At 61.9% G+C, this 15,609-nt stretch carries 19 protein-coding genes and 1 pseudogene; 8 read left to right on the top strand and 12 right to left on the bottom strand.

Annotated features, from left to right (window positions below):
• Window position 1 precedes the first annotated feature (1 nt).
• The 7 genes from AC0TNJ_RS13295 (at window position 2) to AC0TNJ_RS13265 (ending at window position 4,087) form a co-directional block, all read left to right on the top strand.
• Entirely contained in the window at window positions 2-589 is a 588-nt protein-coding gene (locus AC0TNJ_RS13295) for an invasion associated locus B family protein (RefSeq protein ID WP_473767907.1), read from the top strand.
• Between the two features lie 13 nt (window positions 590-602).
• Window positions 603-1,280, top strand: a complete 678-nt coding sequence (locus AC0TNJ_RS13290; protein ID WP_473771377.1) for a hypothetical protein — start codon at window positions 603-605, stop codon at window positions 1,278-1,280.
• 273 nt (window positions 1,281-1,553) lie between these two features.
• Complete coding sequence (locus tag AC0TNJ_RS13285) at window positions 1,554-2,057, top strand: DUF4189 domain-containing protein (protein ID WP_473767909.1); 504 nt, start codon at window positions 1,554-1,556, stop codon at window positions 2,055-2,057.
• Between the two features lie 38 nt (window positions 2,058-2,095).
• Entirely contained in the window at window positions 2,096-2,308 is a 213-nt protein-coding gene (locus AC0TNJ_RS13280) for a hypothetical protein (RefSeq protein ID WP_151572697.1), read from the top strand.
• A gap of 55 nt (window positions 2,309-2,363) precedes the next feature.
• On the top strand, window positions 2,364-2,546 hold the full coding sequence (locus AC0TNJ_RS13275) for a hypothetical protein (RefSeq protein WP_473768121.1): 183 nt from the start codon (window positions 2,364-2,366) through the stop codon (window positions 2,544-2,546).
• Window positions 2,494-3,546, top strand: coding sequence for a LysR family transcriptional regulator (locus AC0TNJ_RS13270; RefSeq protein ID WP_473767910.1), 1,053 nt, complete (start codon window positions 2,494-2,496; stop codon window positions 3,544-3,546). The genes AC0TNJ_RS13275 and AC0TNJ_RS13270 overlap by 53 nt, the downstream gene beginning before the upstream one ends.
• A gap of 70 nt (window positions 3,547-3,616) precedes the next feature.
• On the top strand, window positions 3,617-4,087 hold the full coding sequence (locus AC0TNJ_RS13265) for a Ros/MucR family transcriptional regulator (RefSeq protein ID WP_473767911.1): 471 nt from the start codon (window positions 3,617-3,619) through the stop codon (window positions 4,085-4,087).
• A gap of 23 nt (window positions 4,088-4,110) precedes the next feature.
• Here the strand turns inward: AC0TNJ_RS13265 and AC0TNJ_RS13260 are convergent, their stop codons facing one another.
• From AC0TNJ_RS13260 to trbB, 11 genes are read right to left on the bottom strand one after another with little or no spacing between them, the layout of a single operon-like run.
• Entirely contained in the window at window positions 4,111-4,377 is a 267-nt protein-coding gene (locus AC0TNJ_RS13260; RefSeq protein WP_473767912.1) for a DUF2274 domain-containing protein, read from the bottom strand.
• Window positions 4,377-5,558 carry a TraB/TrbI/VirB10 family type IV secretion system protein gene (locus AC0TNJ_RS13255; RefSeq protein ID WP_473767913.1) on the bottom strand — a complete coding sequence of 394 codons (1,182 nt, stop codon included), beginning with the start codon at window positions 5,556-5,558 and terminating at the stop codon, window positions 4,377-4,379. Before AC0TNJ_RS13255 ends, AC0TNJ_RS13260 begins: the two co-directional genes overlap by 1 nt.
• Window positions 5,555-6,568, bottom strand: coding sequence for a P-type conjugative transfer protein TrbG (gene trbG / locus AC0TNJ_RS13250; RefSeq protein ID WP_473767914.1), 1,014 nt, complete (start codon window positions 6,566-6,568; stop codon window positions 5,555-5,557). Before trbG ends, AC0TNJ_RS13255 begins: the two co-directional genes overlap by 4 nt.
• Window positions 6,565-7,254: a conjugal transfer protein TrbF gene (gene trbF / locus AC0TNJ_RS13245; protein ID WP_473767915.1), complete on the bottom strand. Its 690-nt coding sequence runs from the start codon at window positions 7,252-7,254 to the stop codon at window positions 6,565-6,567. The genes trbG and trbF overlap by 4 nt, the downstream gene beginning before the upstream one ends.
• Complete coding sequence (gene trbL, locus AC0TNJ_RS13240; RefSeq protein ID WP_473767916.1) at window positions 7,251-8,612, bottom strand: P-type conjugative transfer protein TrbL; 1,362 nt, start codon at window positions 8,610-8,612, stop codon at window positions 7,251-7,253. Before trbL ends, trbF begins: the two co-directional genes overlap by 4 nt.
• 4 nt (window positions 8,613-8,616) lie before the next feature.
• A complete protein-coding gene (trbK-alt, locus tag AC0TNJ_RS13235) occupies window positions 8,617-8,904 on the bottom strand; it encodes a putative entry exclusion protein TrbK-alt (RefSeq protein ID WP_473767917.1) in 288 nt (95 codons plus the stop codon).
• A 22-nt stretch (window positions 8,905-8,926) separates the two neighbouring features.
• Complete coding sequence (gene trbJ, locus AC0TNJ_RS13230) at window positions 8,927-9,703, bottom strand: P-type conjugative transfer protein TrbJ (RefSeq protein ID WP_473771376.1); 777 nt, start codon at window positions 9,701-9,703, stop codon at window positions 8,927-8,929.
• Entirely contained in the window at window positions 9,700-12,243 is a 2,544-nt protein-coding gene (gene trbE / locus AC0TNJ_RS13225; protein WP_473771375.1) for a conjugal transfer protein TrbE, read from the bottom strand. The genes trbJ and trbE overlap by 4 nt, the downstream gene beginning before the upstream one ends.
• A gap of 7 nt (window positions 12,244-12,250) precedes the next feature.
• Window positions 12,251-12,532 carry a VirB3 family type IV secretion system protein gene (locus AC0TNJ_RS13220; protein ID WP_151572716.1) on the bottom strand — a complete coding sequence of 94 codons (282 nt, stop codon included), beginning with the start codon at window positions 12,530-12,532 and terminating at the stop codon, window positions 12,251-12,253.
• A complete protein-coding gene (locus tag AC0TNJ_RS13215; protein WP_151572718.1) occupies window positions 12,532-12,864 on the bottom strand; it encodes a TrbC/VirB2 family type IV secretion system protein in 333 nt (110 codons plus the stop codon). Before AC0TNJ_RS13215 ends, AC0TNJ_RS13220 begins: the two co-directional genes overlap by 1 nt.
• Complete coding sequence (gene trbB, locus AC0TNJ_RS13210) at window positions 12,861-13,841, bottom strand: P-type conjugative transfer ATPase TrbB (protein WP_473768112.1); 981 nt, start codon at window positions 13,839-13,841, stop codon at window positions 12,861-12,863. The genes AC0TNJ_RS13215 and trbB overlap by 4 nt, the downstream gene beginning before the upstream one ends.
• Before the next feature lie 219 nt (window positions 13,842-14,060).
• Here trbB and AC0TNJ_RS13205 point away from each other — a divergent pair.
• A pseudogene (locus AC0TNJ_RS13205) lies at window positions 14,061-14,174 on the top strand (integrase core domain-containing protein); the annotation flags it as partial.
• Window positions 14,175-14,289: 115 nt separating this feature from the next.
• Here AC0TNJ_RS13205 and AC0TNJ_RS13200 read toward each other — a convergent pair.
• Window positions 14,290-15,519, bottom strand: a complete 1,230-nt coding sequence (locus AC0TNJ_RS13200) for a M20 family metallo-hydrolase (protein WP_473767920.1) — start codon at window positions 15,517-15,519, stop codon at window positions 14,290-14,292.
• Between the last annotated feature and the right edge of the window lie 90 nt (window positions 15,520-15,609).

Below are 15,609 nucleotides of genomic sequence, written 5' to 3'. Positions count from 1 at the left end.
CATGCTCAGGCAAGCCACAACCCCCGCCCTCATACTCGTGGCTTGCCTTCTCCTGCCCGGCAGCCCGCCCGCTGCCGGGCAGGAGGTTTCACGGTCGGCCACAACCAGTTACCGGATCAAACCGTCTGATATCGTTGTCCCCGCAGATGTACCGGTCGGCCAGTATCGTCGCAGCATCCGGCCGTTCGAGAACTGGACGCTTATCTGCGACGAAAATCTGCATGCCAAGCAAATGGTGTGCAATGTCAGCCAGGTTATCGTCGACCGGTCGGACAAGCTGGTTTTCAGCTGGTCACTGGCGGCGACCCAGGATGGCAAGCCATTCATGATCCTGCGTACGTCGCCGAACGCAAAGAGCGACGGCAAGATTTCATTGAAATTCCCCGGTCGCGCCAACCCTGTCGCTATTGCCATCGAGGGCTGCAATGACATTGTGTGTGTCGGCAAGGTTCCCGTCGGGCCGATCCTTCGCGAACACATCGGCAAGCAATCCAGCCCGGAAATTTCCTATTCGACGACAGCAGGAGACAGCATCTCCGTGACCGCGTCCCTCAAGGGGCTGGCTACAGCCCTGTCCGCAATCAATTGAAACGAGCACCAGGATGACGCAGCAATCTATCCACGACCGAATAATGTCCAGAAATGGCGGAGCAACCCACCCTTCCACTGCAACGGAGCATGCCGTTAATCCCGGGCGGAGTTATGGCCGCACCGCGCTCGTCGCCGCTGCAGGGATACTGGCCCTCGGTGGCATAGGGCTTGCAGCACTTCAATTTCCTGCCGTTGTGAGCGTATTTGCGCAAGCCACCACGGCGGAGACACCGAAAGTCGATCCGGCTTTGCCGACAACGCCATTTGTCGAGCACGTCAAACAAGCCGGCATTAAGACCTGCGGGACCGTATTCCCGGTTCTGGGCCAGTTGCTGGCGAATGGTTCGAAATACAATGTGCAATCCCAATGGCACAATTCCGAGCCCGACAAGCATTCCGTGCAGGCGCTCGTCGGCATGACCTATGCTTCGTCGACCTATGCCGGCCCTGCAGCGGGTCTGGTTTTTGCATCTCCCAATGGGGCTTCGTGTGAAGGGTCAATGGTCCGGATCGCGCCGTTTCCGAAAAAATGCCCCGAGATGCCCGCGACCCTGCCGGCAGGAAGTACACTGGCGAGCACGTTGGGGCCGGTCCCTGTCTATAATCTCGCAAACAATGGGGGGCAGGTTCTTCTGCTACCCTCAGACCAGTCATGCATCGTGATCTCGGTCACCCAGGCTGCGGGTTAAACTCATGAGACCTTCAACTCCCTCGCACCGGACAGGTATCCATCAAGCTGCGATCCGAGCTGCAGCCGTATCTTCCACCCTCGCGCTGCTCACAGTCGCTTATGGCATGACAGCCAGCACTGCAGCGCCCTGTCGAGAGGACGGAGTGTCCGGCAATGCCCCAAGGCAGGGTCGGCTTCCCGATTGCCGGCCGCGTCTCCATCGAGACGCTCCGCACACATCATGTTCGCCTGAACAGCCTGCGTCGCAAACCAGGCAGAAGGAGCATCAGCAATGACCATACGAAGCATCGTCGCCTCCGCGGGCCTGTTTACCGTGACCTGCATATCCACAGTCTTTGCCGCGGACCTGTCGGCCACAACCTCGGAAATCCCCGAGCCCCCGGTCGCGCAATTCGAAACCGGCGGCAACGATCAAAAGGGTATCTGGGCTGCAATCGCCTATTCACAGCGCGATGGCAAGCATGGCTTCTTTTGGGGAGCCGACAAGCGGCCGGAGGCTGAACAGACGGCCCTTCGGCATTGTGAGAAGGCCGGTGGAGCATCCTGCACCATCGTCACAGTATTCCGCAACCACAGACATTGGAACGACGATGATGGAAGCGGATTTCCATACAATCACTGCGGTGCATTAGCGGTGAGCAAGGAGTCGACCGGGAAAATGGCGGTATGGGGGGCGACGTCCGCTCCTACACGAAAAGAGGCGGAACAAGTGTCGTTACAGGCGTGCGAAGTCAGCGGCGCGCGGTGTGAAATCAAGGAGTGGGTCTGCACATAGGCGAGAGATCTGCCCAAGCCGTCGCAGCAGGAAAGAGAATGATCAATCGAAATCGCATCAATGGCCCGACGAAGGCAGTCGCCGATCCGTCCTATGTCGCGGAATGCCAATTTGCTCTTGAGCCATCCGTCTTTGGCCTGATGAAACTGGCAACGGAGGCAGGTTGGGATTCTAGCCAGGCAGCAACCGCCATTGCGATCTTGGCGGCCGAGATCGCAGGCAATGAAATGCAAGCGAAGTTTGATGCATAGGCATTCAAGGATCGACTGGACCGGGGAGCGGGAAATAAAGGCGAAAAGAATTCGCATGGTCTTTGTTCTGTCGCTGGCGACCGTAATCTTGATGACCCTTGGGGCGCTCTACCTGAACAGAATCAGTCGGCCTGTCGACGGTCAGCCTGCCCGTTATTCCCAGATTATTGGAGGAGCGCAGATGTATGAAATCGCGGCGAACAGAGCGAGCAGGCGCGAGGAATATCGCGCCGAGTAGACGGGACGGAACTCCGCTATGGGCGCGTTCCGTCCGATGGCCTGACAAAAGCTTACCGTTCGATCTACGGCCGCTGCGCTATGTGCTGGCGGCGGCAGAGAGCATGAGCTTCTCGGGTGCAGCCCTGGCACTGAAGACCAAAGTGTCAACCGTCAGCCGGAGGGTTCGGCATTTCGAGGACTCGATCGGCGTATCGCTGTTCGAGCGGACATCGGCCGGGGTTCGCCTGACCGTTGCAGGTGCAAGGTTCCTCAATGAGATCGTCCCTGCCATCCAAACAATCGAGATGGCTCTACATCACGCAGATGCGGCCGGCCGTGTCGAATTGGGCACGGTTCGGATCGGCATTATCACGACGCTTGCAGGTGGTTTTCTGCGAGAGCTGATCGCTGCCTTCGATGACCAATATCCGGGTGTTTTCCTCGATGTCCGTACCGGAGGCCGGCGGGATCATCTTTCCAAGATCAGATCACGGGAAATCGATGTCGCCTTCCTGACCGGCAATGGCCCGCAGCTCGATTGCGACGTGCAGGAGCTCTGGAATGAGCGCGTTCATGTCGCCATGTCGGCGGAGCATCCTCTGGCCGAGCACGCCGACGTGGACTGGCCCGATTTGGAGAATGAACGGTTCGTCGTGAGCGCACAGGAGCCGGGACCGGAAGTGCATGATTATATCGTGCGCAGGATCGCCGATTACAGCACGTATCCGCAGGTGATGTACCGACCGATGGATTTGGAGACACTGATGCACACGATCGCCTTGGGCAGGGAAATCACAGTGGTATCGGAGGGATGGACGAGCATGAGGTTTCCTGATCTTGCCTTGCGGCCACTGACAGCCTCGGAGGACATTGTTCCGTTCAGCGCGGTCTGGTCGCCGCTCAACGACAATCCGGCACTGCGCTGGTTCATCAGCTTTGCACGGAATCTGTCGGCCAACCGACGTAGTTCCCGGCAGCTCCATGAGGAGAATGTGAGCTCGGCAAATATTTCCGCCTAGGAACTGCGTGTTGCTGCAGTCAGATTAGCTATATCAGCGGAATTGGATCGCTTTGTTTGTGAGGGAAAGAATGACCGATAGTGTTTCAGACGCTCGTACCGACCGGATAGGCCTGACGGCCGAGATTGTTGCCGCCTATGTCAGCAACAATCATGTGTCCACAACCGAACTGTCCAGAATTATTGCTGAAACACACGCCGCCATTTCCGCTCTCCAGACGGGAAGCGCTCCGGCCGTGGAAGAGAAACCCACTCCGGCAGTCGCGATCAAGAAGTCAGTCACGCCCGATTTCATCATCTGCCTGGAGGACGGGAAGAAATTCAAGTCGCTGAAGCGCCACCTGACAGCGCACTACGACCTGACCCCAGAGCAGTATCGCGAGAAATGGGGCTTGCCCAATGATTATCCCATGGTGGCGCCGAACTACTCGGCCACTCGGTCGAAGCTAGCAAAAGGCTCGGGACTGGGTCGCAAGCGGGTTGTTGAAGAACCGGCTCTCGGGTCCCGAGGCCGGAAAAAGCTTGGCCTCAAACTCTCCTGAACTGTCGACATTCTTGCCCAGCATCAGGTCGGCTCGCCGGTATTCCGCGCTGCTAGAGATTTCACATTAGGTTGCTTCGCGGCTTTTGCCTTTCTGCTCCGCCAACCACGATCGGAGCGCAGAAATGCTTCCAGCATGTGGGGAAGCAGGCTCGCTGCCTCTACCGGCTCATAGAGGCGGCTATGTTCGGCCGCATAGAGATCGAGTTCTTCCTTGAGCGGTTCGGACAGAGAAAAAGTTATGCGGGTCATGCCGGCCTTGGGCAGTGGTCCGAGCTTAAGGTGGGTCATCAGGAGGCTCCGTAGGGTTCGAGAATCAAGTCGCGCGATACGATCACGCGGAACGGAAAGCCCGGCCGGATCGTCAGGGTGGGTTTGACCTGCAACTGACGCTGGACGATCTGCTGGCCGGCCTGGTTGATGGTGTCCTGTGCGCCATCGCGGATGGCACGGATCAGCCGGTCCTCGTCGCTTGTCGCCAGTTCGGCACCGACGGCTAGAAGCGTCGAGAGGCCGGCCGCCTTCATCAGATCCCACCAGTGATAATCGACGCCATCCTCAAGCCCAGCATAACCAGATGCATCCGCACCCGCCTGGCGCTCCAGCACGATCGAGCGGCCGTTGGGGAAGATCAGGCGGTTCCAGACGAGGAGAACGCGGCGCTGGCCGAAGGCGACGCCATTGTCGTATTCGCCGATGATGCGGGTGCCTTGCGGGATGAGGAGCAGACTGCCGGTCGGGCTGTCATAGACGTTCTGGGTGACTTGTGCGGTGATCTGGCCAGGAAGATCCGATCGAATGCCGGTGATGAGCGCGGCCGGGATGACCGAACCGGCTTGGACCACATAAGGCGATGCGGGCGGCATCACCCTGTCGGCTGCGATGGTCCGCCGGTCGACCTCGGCGTTGAGGAAGGCACGCTGCGGGTCCTGTGCGGCTGCGCCTCCAATCCCGGCCAGCGCAATACTCGGGCCGGGTGTGTTTGTTGACGCCGAGGCGTTGTTGCCGGGCCTGACCTGGAAAAATATCTCGCTGGTGCGCGCAGCTTCAAGCTCGGCGAGACGGCGCTGTTCCTCCGGATCGGTGGCGGGAACGGGCATCGGCGTTGCCGGTATCGGCTGTCCTTCCTCGCGGGCGCGCAGCACCGGTCCACCGAGATCGCCGGGCAAGGGGGGGCCGAGTACCGGGATATCGCCATAGCTTCCCGGAAGTCCCTGCAGCCCATCGGCGGTCTGTCTGCGTTCGGTGGTGATCAACTCCTGCAGCTCGCCGCCACGATCGACGCCCTGAAGGGCATAGATGAGCGCTCCTCCAATGCCGATGCCGGTGACGAACCCGGCGCCCAGCAGCACCTTGCGCGAGATGCGGGTGACGCGCGGCGCCTCGGCCCGCAGGCGCATTGGGGCGACCTTGTCCCCGTTTGCGCTGGTGAGCTCCACTGCGTCCTCCTTCGGGCTTTCGTTCTCTGTCATGAGCGTGCCCCTTCGCTGTTGGACTGCTGCCCTGATGCAGCGGTCGTCTGCGGGGCCTGGATGCGAACGATCCTTACGGTCTGCTGCTGCCTGCCGGAGCCCAGCCGCAATTCGGCCGCGCCGAACAGGCGGTCGACGATCAGGACGTTCTGATGGATGCGGGAGTTGACGATCTCGGGCTTGCCGTCCGAGCCGAGCACGAAGAGCGGCGGCATTTCGCCCTGGATGATGCCGCGCGGGAAGACGACATAGACGCGGCGACCGTCGTCGAAGGTGGAGACCGGGCGCCATGGCGGATTGTCGCCGGACAGACCGTAGCGGTAGTTGCGGGCCGCTTCTGCCGGGATGATCGGGGTCGCCGAGGCGGTAATGCGCTGACTTGCAGGCGGTGCCGGATAGGCCCAGGCGATAGCCGGCATCCATGTCTTTTCATCGGCACGCAGCTCGATCAGATAGGTGCGGCGATCCGTGGTGATGACGAGATTGGTCGTGATGTCGGTGCGCGTGGGCTTGACTAGGACGTGGACACGCCGTGTCGTGCCCGAACCGCTTTCGGTATCGCCGATGATCCAGCGCGCGGTGTCGCCCGCCGCGATCGGTCCCGCGCCGGTCAGGCTCTCGCCCGGTTCGAGCGCGATGGTCGTAATCTGTCCGACCGCGGCATAAACCTGATAGAGCGCGCCTTCCGACCAGGGATAGATCTGGATCGCATTATAGTAGCCTTCGCGGCGCGGCTCGACACGGGCGGCTGCATTGGCATTGCCGACGCGGGCTTCCGGAGTGCTGGCCGCCGTGCCACCGCGCGCCACGGTCCAGGCCGGAGGCGTATGAAGCGGCCGCGGGGTGTTGCTGGTGGCCGATGCCCGGATGACGGGCAGATCCGGCACGTTGGCGTCATAGCTGAACTGCGGCGTCCGGCTGGTTGTGCAGCCGGCCAGCATGGAAGCTGACAGGAGCATGGCGGCAAGAGCGGTCATGCGGCTCCGGCCGGTAAGATTGGCGGCGGTCATTGGCTCATCTCCCGCGACCAGTTGATCGCATTGACGTAGATTCCAAGGGGATTGGCGCGCAGGCGCTCCGCGTCGCGGGGCTGCTGCAGGGCGACGGTCAGGATGGCGGTCCAGCGTTCGGTGCGTGAGAGCTGGCCGTTCTCATAGTGCTGCTCGGTCCAGGCAATGCGGAAGCTGTCTGGCGAAGCGCGAATGACCGAGGATACCTCGACTGAGACCTGTTGCTGTCCAACCCTGGTGAAGGGATCATTGGCGCGGGCATAGTCGTTGAGCGCTACGGCGCCACGATCTGTGGTGAAGTCGTAAGCACGAAGCCAGTTCTGGCGCACGACGATGGGATCGGAAGGCAGTCCGCGCACCTGTTCGATGAAACGCGACAGGTGGAAAGCGATCTGTGGATCGGACGGCTGGTAGCCGGCGACGGCCGGTTCGATTGCACGGGCCTCGCCATGTTTATCGACCTCGACCACCCAGGGGACGATGGTGCCGCGCGCCGATTGCCAGACCAGGGCCGAGGCAAAGCCGGCGGAAAGGATCAGGCAGCCGAAGGCCATGTATCGCCAGTTGCGAGCCTGGACGCGGGCCGAGCCGATACGCTCGTCCCAGACCTGCGCGGCTTTTTGATAAGGCGTCTCAGGCGCCGGTGTCTTGCCGTAATGGATTGCGGGGCGTTTGAAGATGTTCATGGGCGGTCACTTTCGGAAAGGCTGATGGAAGAGCCGCCGCCGTGGCTGTCACCGGAGCGGATAGCGTGGGCGGCCATGGTCGTGCCGTGGTTGAGAGCCTGGGACCGCTGCATGCGCTGTGCCCAGGCCGGAGGCGTGCTGGTCGATGCGGATGGCGCGGCAGCCGTCGGAGCCCCCGCACTTGGGATCGTGCCCATGGAAGAGGATCCTCCGCTTGCTGCGAAGGCGCTTCGGGCTCCGGACTGGGCGGAGGATTGAAGGCTCTGGGAAGCGCGTGCGGCGGCGCGCTTGAGAGGGGAAGTAGCTGCGCCGCTTGCGGCACGGGCAACGCCTGCTGCGCCGGACGCAACTCCGGCAGCCCCTGACTTGCCGAGGGAGCCGAGATTGTAAGCGGTGGAAGCGCCACCCGCGAGGGCCGCGCCGCCACGCATGGCGGCCGCACCGCCTGAAAGGGCCGCAGCCCCTCCCTTTGCGGCGAGCATTGCCGCACCGCCTGCCGCGACGGCTGCACCACCAACCGCGAGGCCAGTGCCGATGGCAGCGCCCGCACCAAGCTGGGGCCCGCCGGAAACAAGGCCGGTGGCAATGCCGGGCCCGAAAATACCGAGGCCGAGAAGGGAAAGGGCCGCAAGCACAATCGCCATGGCGTCATCGATGCTCGGGGTCTGATCGCCGAAGCCCTGCGTGAACTGGTCGAACAGTGTCGAGCCGATGCCGATGATAATGGCTAGGACCAGGACCTTGATGCCGGAGGAGACGACATTGCCCAGCACACGCTCGGCCATGAAGGCGGTCTTGCCGAAGAGGCCGAAGGGTATGAGAAGAAAACCCGCCAACACCGTCAGCTTGAATTCGATGAGGCTGACGAAGAGCTGAATCGCCAGGATGAAGAAGGCGAGCAGCACCAGCGCCCAGGCAAAAAGCAGGCAGGCAATCTGAATGAAGTTCTCAAAAAAGGACCAGTAGCCCATCAGGTCGGAGATGGAATTGAGCAGCGGGCCGCCGGCATCGAGGCCGGTCTGTGCGACCTTGCCGGGCCGCATCAGATCCTGTGCCGTAAAGCTCGTTCCGGAACCTTTGAGGCCAAGTCCGGCGAAGCTGTCGAAGACGATCTGGGCCAGGTTGTTCCAGTTGGAAATCAGATAGGCGAAGACACCGACGAACAGGGTCTTCTTGACGAGGCGCGCAATGATGTCGTCATCGGCGCCCCAGGCCCAGAACAGGGCCGCGAGCGTCACATCGATAACGATGAGCGTGGTGGCGATGAACGCGACTTCACCACCCAGCAAGCCGAAGCCAGAGTCGATATAGGAGGTAAAGACCCCCAGGAAATTGTCGATGACGCCTGTGCCTTCCATGTGCCTAGCGCCCTTCGTTGGATTGCTGGGCGTGGGGCGCGGGAGTGCGGCACAGGAAGCGGTCGCGGGATTCAGCCCAGGTGGCGAGGCAGTCTGGATTGCTTATGGCTGCCTCGCCCATTTGCTGGCACCGGCGCAGGCTTTGGCGGAGAGTGTCGGCAGGCGGCTGCAGCACCGGTGTCGACCGAACCGGTTCGGGATCCTCCTTGCGGGCCAGTTCGATCACCGTGGCGGTGATCGCGAAGGCCACGAATATGATTGCGCCCAGCCGGGCGAGCATCTTGCCGTCCATAACGGCCCCCTCCGTCTGGTTGTCAGTTGTTGAACATCTGTGCATTGCTCGGCTGGTAGCCCGAACCCGGTGTAAGGAAACGTTCGCGTTGAATGCGGCCCTGTTCGGCGGCCGTTGCGCGCTCGGCCTCAGTCAGCGCACCGGCGCGGCCATCGGCGGCGAGCAATGCGATCAGGTCGGACAGTTGCTGGGATTGGAGCGCCAGGAGCTGATTGCCGGCCTGCGTCGCTTGCAGCGCGCCGGTCGCGCCCTGGCTCTGGCCGACCAGTGCCGACATCTCGGCGCGGTTGGTGTCGATATTGCCGACGACGCCGGCCTGCACGCGCATGGCGTCCTGCAATCCGCCGACCGTGTTCTCCCAGCGCGAGCGCGCATCGGCGATGAGCTGCTGATCGGTGGCCGAGATATCGAGTTTGGCGTAGTCCTGTGCAAACATCCGGTCGATGGCCTGCACGTCGAATGCGATGTTCTGGGCCTGGCCGAGAAGCTGCTGGGTACGCTGGACATTCTGCTGAAGCTGCTGGAGCGAGGAATGCGGCAGGCTGGCGAGGTTGCGGGCCTGGTTGATCAGCATCTGCGCCTCGTTCTGGAGGCTCTGGATCTGGTTGTTGATCTGCTCCAGCGTGCGGGCTGCTGTCAGCAGGTTTTCGGCATGGTTGGTGGGGTCATAGACGATGCGGCCGAAGCCGAAGAGCGCATGGGCCGGCGTGGTGAAGATCGGCGCCAGTGCTATCGGCATCGACAGGGCCAGCGCCAGCGTGGATGCGCAGGCCAGTCGGGTGATGCGGGAAACAGTCATGGCTCGATCTCCTGTTCTGTGAGGTCCAGTTCAAATGCGAAATCGTCTGGGAAGCAGGCGGCCGGCGAAGCCGCGGCCGAGGAAGCAATCTCGCTATCCGGCAGATGCTCCGGCTCGAGATTGGCGAGATTTGGGATAAGGTCCGCCGCCCAATCGACGCCGCGCGCTCTGAGCCAGGCGTCGAGGAAGCCGTCACGCCCATGCTCGGCGAGAATGTCGCTGATCAGCCTCTGGTCCGATTTGGAGGATGCAGCGCAGAGCGCGAGCCCGACTTCGGAGAGGCCGAGATCGAACAGGCGATTGCCGCGGCGCGACTGGCAGTAGTAGTCCTGCTTGGGTGTTGCCCGCGCAAGGATCTCGATCTGCCGGTCGTTGAGGCCGAAGCGGCGATAGATGGCGGTGATCTGCGGCTCGATGGCGCGTTCGTTGGGTAGCAGAAGCCGCGTCGGGCAGCTTTCGATGATGGCCGGCGCGATCGCCGAATTGTCAATATCGCTGAGGGACTGCGTGGCGAAGATGACGCTGGCATTCTTCTTGCGCAGTGTTTTGAGCCACTCGCGAAGCTGACCGGCGAAGCCGTCATCGTCGAGCGCCAGCCAGCCCTCATCGATGATAAGCAGCGTCGGGCGGCCATCGAGCCGGTCGCCGATGCGGTGAAAGAGATAGGACAGGACCGCCGGGGCAGCGCCGGTTCCGACCAGCCCCTCGATCTCGAAAGCCTGCACGTCCGCCGAGCCCAGATGCTCGGACTCCGCGTCGAGCAGCCGGCCATGCGCGCCACCGTAACAATAGGGCCGCAGCGCCTGCTTGAGATCGTTGGACTGAAGCAGCACTGCGAGACCGGTGATCGTGCACTCTGCGGCCGGCGCGGAGGCAAGCGAAGTGAGCGCTGTCCAGATGTGTTCCTTCACCTCGGGCGTGATCGCGATGCCTTCGCGCATGAGGATGGCAATGATCCAGTCGGCGGCCCAGGCCCGTTCATGGACGTCCTCGATCCGGGCCAGCGGTTGCAGGGATACGGATACATCCGAGCCTTCGGTCAGTTTACCGCCGAGATCATGCCAGTCGCCGCCCATGGCGAGTGCCGCTGCGCGGATCGAGCCGCCGAAATCGAAGGCGAAGATCTGGCTGCGCGGATAGCGCCGGAACTGGAGCGCCTGGAGGGCGAGCAGCACGCTCTTGCCGGCGCCGGTCGGGCCGACCACGAGGGTATGCCCGACATCCCCGACATGAAGGGAAAACCGGAACGGGGTGGAGCCTTCGGTCCTGCCATAGAGCAGCGGGGGCGCGCCGAAGTGCTCGTCCCGTTCCGGTCCCGCCCACACGGCTGACGATGGAACCATGTGGGCAAGGTTGAGCGTCGAGACTGGCGGTTGCCGGACATTGGCATAGGCATGTCCGGGCAGACTGCCGAGCCAGGCGTCGACGGCGTTGACCGTCTCGACCATGACGCTGAAATCGCGGGATTGGATGACCTTCTCGACCAGCCGCAGCTTTTCGTCGGCGCGGCGATGATCCTCGTCCCAGACGGTGACGGTCGCGGTGATATAGGCAAGGCCGGCGACATCGGCGCCGAGTTCCTGCAAGGCCATGTCCGCGTCGGCCGCCTTGTTCGCGGCATCGGTGTCGACCAGCGCCGACTGCTCGTTTGTCATCACCTCTTTGAGGATAGCGGCGATGGACTTGCGCTTGGCGAACCATTGCCGCCTGATCTTCGTCAGCAGCTTTGTAGCTTCGACCTTGTCCATGAGGATGGCGCGGGTGGACCAGCGATAGGGAAAGGCCAGCCGGTTCAGATCATCGAGGATGCCTGGCGCGGTGGTGGCCGGGAAACCGGTGATGGTGAGGACGCGCAGATGCGCATTGCCGAGGCGCGGTTCCAGACCGCCGGTCAGCGGTTGGTCGGCCAGCAGCGCGTCGAGATAGATCGGGGTTTCCGGCACCCGCACGCGATGCCGGTTGGTGGAGATGGTAGAATGGAGATAGGTCAGCGTCTCCCCGTCATCGAGCCAGCGGCATTCGGGCATGAAACCGTCGAGAAGCGTCAGGACGCGGTCGGTGCGGTCGATGAAGCCGCGCACGAGCTCCCAAGGGTTCACGCCCGAGGTCTCGCGGCCTTCATAGAGCCAGGTCTCCGCGCGTGCTGCCTCCTCGGCCGGTGGCAACCAGAGGAAAGTCAGGTAGTAGTCCGAGACGAAATGGCTACCTTCTTCCTCAAAGTCGGCTTTGCGCTCCGCATCGACGAGAGCTGACGCCGGATCGGGAAAGATGTTGTCGGGATAGCTGGAAGCCTCCGAGCGCTGCGCCTCGACGAAGATCGCCCAGCCCGAACCGAGCCGGCGAAAGGCATTGTTGAGGCGCGCGGCAACAGCGACGAGTTCGGCGGCGACGGCAGAATCGAGATCGGGACCGCGGAACTTTGCGCTGCGCTGGAAACTGCCGTCCTTGTTCAGGACGACCCCGTGCTGGACGAGCGCCACCCAGGGTAGATAATCGGCGAGACGGGCGGCGGTGCGGCGATATTCGGAAAGGTTCATCATCGTGGCCTCACACGGACAGATGGCCGGGCACGCGCAGATGCCGGCGCGCAACCTCGACAAAAAGAGGGTCGCGCCGGGCAGCCCACACGGCGGCAAGATGACCGACCGCCCAGATCAGAATGCCGGCAAGCCAGATCTGAAGGCCGAGACCGACGGCGCCGGCGAGCGTCCCGTTGAGGATCGCCACCGAGCGCGGCGCACCGCCGAGCAGGATCGGTTCGCTGAGGGCGCGATGGACCGGGACGGTAAATCCCGGGACCGCATCGAGCTGTTCGAGGACGGCTGCCATCAGATCAGCGCTCCCCCGCCGAAGCTGAAGAAGCTGAGGAAGAACGAGCTGGCGGCAAAGGCGATGGAGATGCCGAAAACGATCTGAATCAGACGCCGGAAGCCGCCACCGGTGTCGCCGAAGGCGAGCGTCAGGCCGGTGACGATGATGATGATCACAGCGACGATCTTGGCCACCGGTCCCTCGACAGATTCGAGGATCGATTGCAGCGGCGCTTCCCAGGGCATGGACGAGCCTGATGCATGGGCGGCGCGGGTCATCAACAGATTGACATAGGTGACGGCTACTGCCGTGGCGACATGGCGGCGAAAACGGAAGGCGTGACGGATCATTGAGAATCTCCTTCTGGATTGGTGGCAGGGAAAATGCGGTAGGCACCGTCCGGCCCGAGGCCGTCGACGCGGGCAAGTTCGGTCAGCCGGCGCGATGAACCGCGACCGGCAAGGACGGCAATGAGATCGATCGCCTCGCCGATCAGCGACCGGGGAACCGTGATGACGGCTTCCTGGATGAGCTGCTCGAGGCGGTGGAGTGCGCCAAGGGCTGAGCCGGCATGCAACGTGCCGATGCCACCCGGATGGCCCGTGCCCCAGAGCTTGAGGAGACCGAGCGCTTCCGGGCCGCGCACCTCCCCGACGATGATGCGGTCGGGCCGGAAGCGCATCGTCGCGCGCGACAGCCGGAGGAGATCGATAACCGCGTCGACGCTGCGCATCGTCACCTTGTTGTCGGCGGTGCATTGCAGCTCGCGGGTGTCCTCGATGGTGATGACACGATCCGTGCCCTTCGAGACTTCGGCGAGCAGAGCGTTGGTGAGTGTGGTTTTGCCGGTCGAAGTACCGCCTGCCACAAGGATGTTGGAGCGGTTGACGACGGCCTCGCGCAATATTGCGGCCTGGTTGGCCGTCATGATGCCCGCAGTGACGTAGTCGTCGAGCGTGAAGACGGCGACGGCGGGCTTGCGGATGGCAAAGGCCGGCGCTTCGACGACGGGAGGCAACAGGCCTTCAAATCGTTCGCCGGTCTCCGGAAGCTCCGCCGAGACGTGTGGGGCACGGGCATGAACCTCGGCGCCAACATGGTGCGCGACCAAGCGCACGATGCGTTCGCCATCGGCAGCCGACAGCCTTTCTCCCGTATCGGCCAGCCCTTCCGAAAGACGGTCGATCCAGACACGGCCATCGGGATTCAGCATGACCTCGACTACGGCAGGATCTTCGAGGAAGCGCCCGATTGCGGGCCCGAGCGCGGTGCGGAGCATTCGTGCGCCACGCTGAAAGCTGATCTGGTTGTTGTCGAAACCTGCCATCTCGTCCCCGTTTCGCCGGGGATGCAAGCGATGATCCCCGAATGGGGATGACTAAAAGAGCCACAAAACGCGGCAGTTCAACAAATTTCGGCCGACGTCGTAGCGTGGCGTGCAAATACAGGAGAACGGCGGTATGGCGTGAAAACTCTATAGCGCGAATTCCTGATCGCACGTCGAATCTGACGATCGCGTGTGTGCCTTTTTCTCTCCTGAGAGGAGGACCAGATGGAGAATTGGCGTAGAGAATACAATGAGGTTCGCCCTCACAGCGCCATCGGCAATAAGCCGCCGATATCGCCTATGAATGGCTCCGGAGCATCTCATCTGCCATGAGCCTAAGCCCGGAAAATCGTCCAGCCGGGCGGTCCAGACAAGGGAGCGCTTCAAAACCCGCCGGGCCTCTAATCTTCATTGGATGAGAGTTTAGTAGTAAGTCAAGCTAACGCTGTTAGTTTCTCGGGGCCAGATCATAGACAAGCAATGCGTTCAGCAACGTTTGCGCACCAAGCGCACATTGGCCCTTGGAGGCAAACTCGAGAGGGTTGTGGCTAAGGCCATCACGGCAAGGTATGAAGATCATTGCGGTCGGGGCTACCTTGGAAATGTTCACCGAGTCGTGACCAGCCCCGGACACGATCTCACGCATGCGGGCACCGGCCTCATTTGCCCCCGAGCGAATTGCATCAAGGCAGTCTTCATCAAAGCGAACGGCCGGACTCTCCCAGATCGAAACCAGCTGTGCGCGGTCAGGGCCGCAAATCGAGGCAATGAGGGCGCGCACTTGTTGCTCTATTTCCTCGAGCACGTCATCCTGTTCATGCCGAAGATCCAGACTCATCACCACATTGCCCGGCACGACATTTCGTGATGATGTGGGAATGCTCAATTGTCCGGTTGTTGCCAGGCCACCCATATCCTTTGCCAGCTTCTCGGCTCCAATCAGGATGCGAGCGGCGTCCGTGAGTGCGTCCACGCGCATGTTCATGGGTGTCGTTCCAGCGTGCGCCTCGCGACCGGTAATAGTAAGATCATACCATCGCATCGCTTGCACACCGGTCACAATGCCGATGTCGACGTTCTCGCGTTCAAGGACAGGCCCCTGCTCGATGTGCAGTTCAAACATGGCGGCGAATTTCTGGGTGCCTGCCGGCAGGAGGCCGCGATAGCCTATTGCCTCAATGGCTTCTGAAAATCGAATGCCGTCCGCGTCTTCCCTGCTGTCGGCAAACTGGCGATCAAAGACTCCAGCATAAACACCGGAGCCAAGCATGGCAGGAGCAAACCGCGCTCCTTCTTCATTGGTCCAATTGACGAGCATCAGGGGGCGCCGGGTTTCACAGCCGCTGTCATGCAATGTTCTCAAAACTTCCAGTCCCGCCAGGACGCCCAGTATTCCATCGAATCGTCCACCGGTCGGTTGGGTATCCAGGTGGCTTCCTACGGCGATCGGCAGGGCTTTAGTGTCCTTGCCGGGTCTCACCGCGAACATGTTGCCGACTTCATCCACAGAAACCATGCAACCGACCTTCTCACAGCTGGATCTGAACCAGTCGCGGACGCGCCGATCTTCAATCGAGAGCGTCAATCGCCGGACCCCGCCGTGCAGAGCTCCACCGAAAGATGCCGTCTCTTCGAGTGTGCTCCAGAGGCGTTCTGGGTTGATTTTCAGATTGTGCAATTATGCGATCCTCGAATAACATTCCAACTATCGGAGACAATTGTCATCTGGCCGATGATCGATCCCAAGGGCAAAGCGCTGGGGACTGAT

It is taken from the genome of Ochrobactrum sp. PL_is483 (assembly GCF_055816855.1).
The sequence above is the reverse complement of the archived record's forward strand: the minus strand, read 5'-3'. Positions and strand labels throughout refer to the sequence as shown.

Coding starts and splice junctions, on each gene's coding strand:
- trbJ (WP_473771376.1), bottom strand. CDS start 9,703: ATGACTGTTTCCCGCATCACCCGACTGGCCTGCGCATCCACGCTGGCG.
- AC0TNJ_RS13295 (WP_473767907.1), top strand. CDS start 2: ATGCTCAGGCAAGCCACAACCCCCGCCCTCATACTCGTGGCTTGCCTT.
- trbE (WP_473771375.1), bottom strand. CDS start 12,243: ATGATGAACCTTTCCGAATATCGCCGCACCGCCGCCCGTCTCGCCGAT.
- trbG (WP_473767914.1), bottom strand. CDS start 6,568: ATGACCGCCGCCAATCTTACCGGCCGGAGCCGCATGACCGCTCTTGCC.
- trbB (WP_473768112.1), bottom strand. CDS start 13,841: ATGGCAGGTTTCGACAACAACCAGATCAGCTTTCAGCGTGGCGCACGA.
- trbF (WP_473767915.1), bottom strand. CDS start 7,254: ATGAACATCTTCAAACGCCCCGCAATCCATTACGGCAAGACACCGGCG.
- AC0TNJ_RS13255 (WP_473767913.1), bottom strand. CDS start 5,558: ATGACAGAGAACGAAAGCCCGAAGGAGGACGCAGTGGAGCTCACCAGC.
- AC0TNJ_RS13215 (WP_151572718.1), bottom strand. CDS start 12,864: ATGATCCGTCACGCCTTCCGTTTTCGCCGCCATGTCGCCACGGCAGTA.
- AC0TNJ_RS13285 (WP_473767909.1), top strand. CDS start 1,554: ATGACCATACGAAGCATCGTCGCCTCCGCGGGCCTGTTTACCGTGACC.
- AC0TNJ_RS13265 (WP_473767911.1), top strand. CDS start 3,617: ATGACCGATAGTGTTTCAGACGCTCGTACCGACCGGATAGGCCTGACG.
- trbK-alt (WP_473767917.1), bottom strand. CDS start 8,904: ATGGACGGCAAGATGCTCGCCCGGCTGGGCGCAATCATATTCGTGGCC.
- AC0TNJ_RS13275 (WP_473768121.1), top strand. CDS start 2,364: ATGGTCTTTGTTCTGTCGCTGGCGACCGTAATCTTGATGACCCTTGGG.
- AC0TNJ_RS13290 (WP_473771377.1), top strand. CDS start 603: ATGACGCAGCAATCTATCCACGACCGAATAATGTCCAGAAATGGCGGA.
- AC0TNJ_RS13260 (WP_473767912.1), bottom strand. CDS start 4,377: ATGACCCACCTTAAGCTCGGACCACTGCCCAAGGCCGGCATGACCCGC.
- AC0TNJ_RS13220 (WP_151572716.1), bottom strand. CDS start 12,532: ATGGCAGCCGTCCTCGAACAGCTCGATGCGGTCCCGGGATTTACCGTC.
- AC0TNJ_RS13280 (WP_151572697.1), top strand. CDS start 2,096: ATGATCAATCGAAATCGCATCAATGGCCCGACGAAGGCAGTCGCCGAT.
- AC0TNJ_RS13270 (WP_473767910.1), top strand. CDS start 2,494: ATGAAATCGCGGCGAACAGAGCGAGCAGGCGCGAGGAATATCGCGCCG.
- trbL (WP_473767916.1), bottom strand. CDS start 8,612: ATGGAAGGCACAGGCGTCATCGACAATTTCCTGGGGGTCTTTACCTCC.